The sequence below is a fragment of the Telmatospirillum sp. J64-1 genome, from assembly GCF_006980715.1.
GTDB lineage: Bacteria > Pseudomonadota > Alphaproteobacteria > Rhodospirillales > Magnetospirillaceae > Oleiliquidispirillum > Oleiliquidispirillum nitrogeniifigens.
In genome coordinates this window covers 1-3,061 of the sequence record NZ_SBHN01000060.1, presented here as the reverse complement: position 1 = coordinate 3,061, position 3,061 = coordinate 1, and the positions used below count along the sequence as shown (strand labels likewise).

The following is a 3,061-nucleotide window of genomic DNA, read 5'->3' as shown; positions in this document are numbered from 1 at the left end:
CCGAGGCGGCGATGGCGCACGGTCACCACATCGCCGAGATCTACGACATAGCCCAGGCCGCGCGTCACCACCTGCAGCACCCGGCGCCTCGGCCCGAACAGGGCCAGGATGCGGGCGGCTTCGGCCTCTGCATCGGCGGCATCGGCGAACAGGCTCTGGATCGGATCGGGATCGAGCGCACCGAGGCTGCGCATCGCGATATTCGGGTCGGCGGCCGTCACCAGGCGGCCGCTATCGGCATAGGCCTGGCGCAGCGCCGGATCGACAAGCTCGGATACCTCGGATTGTGTGGTCCAATTGCGGCGGTAGAGCACGCGCTGGCGCCAGATCGGCGTCTGGGGCGGCGGCACCACCTCAAAATCAAGGATGTTGGTCTCGTCGAGGGTATGGGGCGCATCGGCGCCCGCCGGATCGGCCAGCCGGCCGCAGCTGATCAGGCCGCTGCGCGTGGTGCCCCACCAGGCGCCGACGCCCATCATCATCTCGTCGAGGACGGCATCGGCGGTGCGGGTATCGCCAACCGGCTGGAAATAGCCGGCCGGGCCGCTGGGCAAGCCGCCGAAGGATTCAGCATCGATGCCCTCGGCCGCGACGCCCTGGGCGGCCAGCAGGAAGCGCAGGGCGATCTCGCCGATGGCCTCGGTATAGCCGCCCTCGGCATCGCCGCGCACATCGGCGGTGATCGTGCCGGCGGGGCTGCCGCCCAGGCGGATCAAGCCCAGGGACAGGCAGGTGGCATAATGCCCGACGGGGATGCTGGCCTCGACCAGGGCATCGTAGCTGGGATAATCGGCTCCGGGCGCCAGAGGCACGCCCCGGTCGCGCACGGCCTCAACCGCTTGGATCGCCCGCCAATGCACCTGCCATAGCTCGACCAGGGGATCGAGCAGCACGGGCGAGACATTGAAACAGCGGCCCCAGCAGGAGGGCTTGGCCTTGCCCGCCAGGTCCTCTCCGCCCTCGATGCCGCCGGTGCCGGCATAGCTATGCTGCTGGGCGGCGGCGATGTTGAGATCGAGCGCCAGGTCGCGCAGCTCGACAACCACCCGGTCCAGCGAGGCATACCATTCCACGGCCTTGGCGCGGGCCAGCAGGCCCATCTCGCCGAAAGCCGCGCCACGCCGGCCGAGGAAGACGCGCACCTCGCGCCCATCGACCGACAGCCCGCGCACCGCGTCGTCGAGCGCGCCGTCGCCGTTGTCCAATTCCACGCTGCCGAACTGGACGGTCTGGCGCGCGGTGCCATAGAGCGGGATCGAGCGCTCCATCACCAGCGGCACCACCGCACGAGCCTCGTAATCGCTATTCGCCCTGTCCGCATCATCGGGCTCGCCGGTCCAGCCCATGTCCGACCAAGTCAGCATCGCGGGACCCGCCGCCATCTCCTCGCCGTCTGACAGGGAGGAGATAGCCGCGCCGGCAATGGCTTCGACGGCCAGGTCGGTCGCAGTCAAGGTCAGGCCACCCTGGAACGCCTCGACCTCGACCAGATACAGCGCCTGGGGGGCGCCCTCGAGGCAATAGCGCTGCCAGGCCGTCCACGGCGAATAGATCATATAGGGGTCGCCGAAGGCCGTCGTCGGGCCGAGGGCGGCGGCGGTGATGATCTGGATCGGGTTCGGCGCACCAATGGCGACCGTACTGGGGATGCCCACTGCCTGGATGCGTGGAAGCAAGTTCACCGCACCGATACCAAGGCTACTGGGCAAGCCGGCTGCGCTGATCACTTGGCGGAAGACGGCCACGCCCCCGACCGAGGCGGACGAGGCCAGACCGGCAAGAGCGATCACCGGAATGGGATTGGCATTGCCGAACCTGGCGCTCGACGCGATACCGCCCGCCTGCACCTCCCAGCGTGGCACAGCCAGCGTCGGCGCACCGACGACCGCCCCGGCGGCCAAGCCTCCAGGGAAGACGTGAAGCTCTAAGTCGCTGATCGCGCCGGTGGAGAGGGAATCGAGCGGCATCTTGGATTAGAGGGCGAAGATCTTGTTGACGCCCGTGTCCCACAGGATCTGCACGTCGCCTCCATTAGGCGTGATCGGCAGGCCGCGCGGAACCGTGTCGATGAAGGCAATCAGCGGGCTGGCCGCCGCCGTGGCACCGGCCTTGTAGATCACCAATCCCTCAATCGTGGGACCGGAAACGCCGCTAAAGGTCACAGTCGCGGCATTGAAGATGCCGTTCGTGATCGACTTGCCGGCGAGATTGACGGGATTGCCGACAATTGCCGCCTGTACCGAGGTCAAATACTGGTGGGCCGCATTATAGCTGTAGACATCCAGGTCGATCAGGGCGACCCGGATGGTGTCGTCCAGCAGGTTGATACTGCCATTCAGGAATGCTTCCTTCCCTTTGGGGTAAAGCACATTCGCCATTATCAAGCCCTTCCTTGGATGCGCTGGCGCTGACTGGCCAGCTGCTGTTCACGCTTCAGGTTCACGATTTCCCGCCGCAGGGCCGACAGCTCCTCGACGACGGCGGCGCTGCTGTCCCAGATCGCTTTGACGATTCCGCTGTTATCGACGATCACCGACGGCTGGCCGGACGTGCCGGACGATGCGGGAGATTGCTGGGGCGCTTGGATAGCTGCCGTCGGCGCCGTGCTGTTCGGGGTGGGCGCGGCGGCATGGTTCAGCAGCGCCTCCATCTGGGAGCGGACGAATTGCTCCAGCCCAGCGTAGGAGACGCTGGAGGAATAGCCCTCGCGGCCGAGGCGAAGCAGCGCATCGGCAAGCTGCGGCAGCGATGACATCGCCTGGGCATCGCCCTCGCGGGCCGCATCGACCGCCGCGCCGAATTGGGCCTGGGCCTCCTCGATCTTGTCGGCCAGCGACAGGCTTGAGAGATTGCCCAGCACCTGGTTGTCCAACCAGGCCTGGATGGACTGCATCTGACGCATCTGCTGCTCGGCCTGCTGCCGGCCGTATTCCTCGAGCAGTTTGGTGCGCTCCAGGCCGTTGAGGCGTTCCACCTCGGCCAGATCCGCGCCGACCGCCTCGGCCTCGCGCAGGCGTAGGGCGTGCGCTTCTTCCATCTGGCGCAGTTGCAGGGCCAGCGG

The 3,061-nt window shown here is 67.3% G+C and carries 3 protein-coding genes; all 3 read right to left on the bottom strand.

What is annotated here, in order from left to right:
• A partial coding sequence (locus tag EPD66_RS23655; protein ID WP_142851021.1) for a hypothetical protein occupies positions 1-1,967 on the bottom strand: 1,967 nt, incomplete at its 3' end.
• A 6-nt stretch (positions 1,968-1,973) separates the two neighbouring features.
• Complete coding sequence (locus EPD66_RS23650; RefSeq protein WP_142851020.1) at positions 1,974-2,378, bottom strand: hypothetical protein; 405 nt, start codon at positions 2,376-2,378, stop codon at positions 1,974-1,976.
• A 2-nt stretch (positions 2,379-2,380) separates the two neighbouring features.
• Positions 2,381-3,061: hypothetical protein (locus tag EPD66_RS24245; protein ID WP_185961601.1), on the bottom strand; the 681-nt coding region annotated here is incomplete at its 5' end.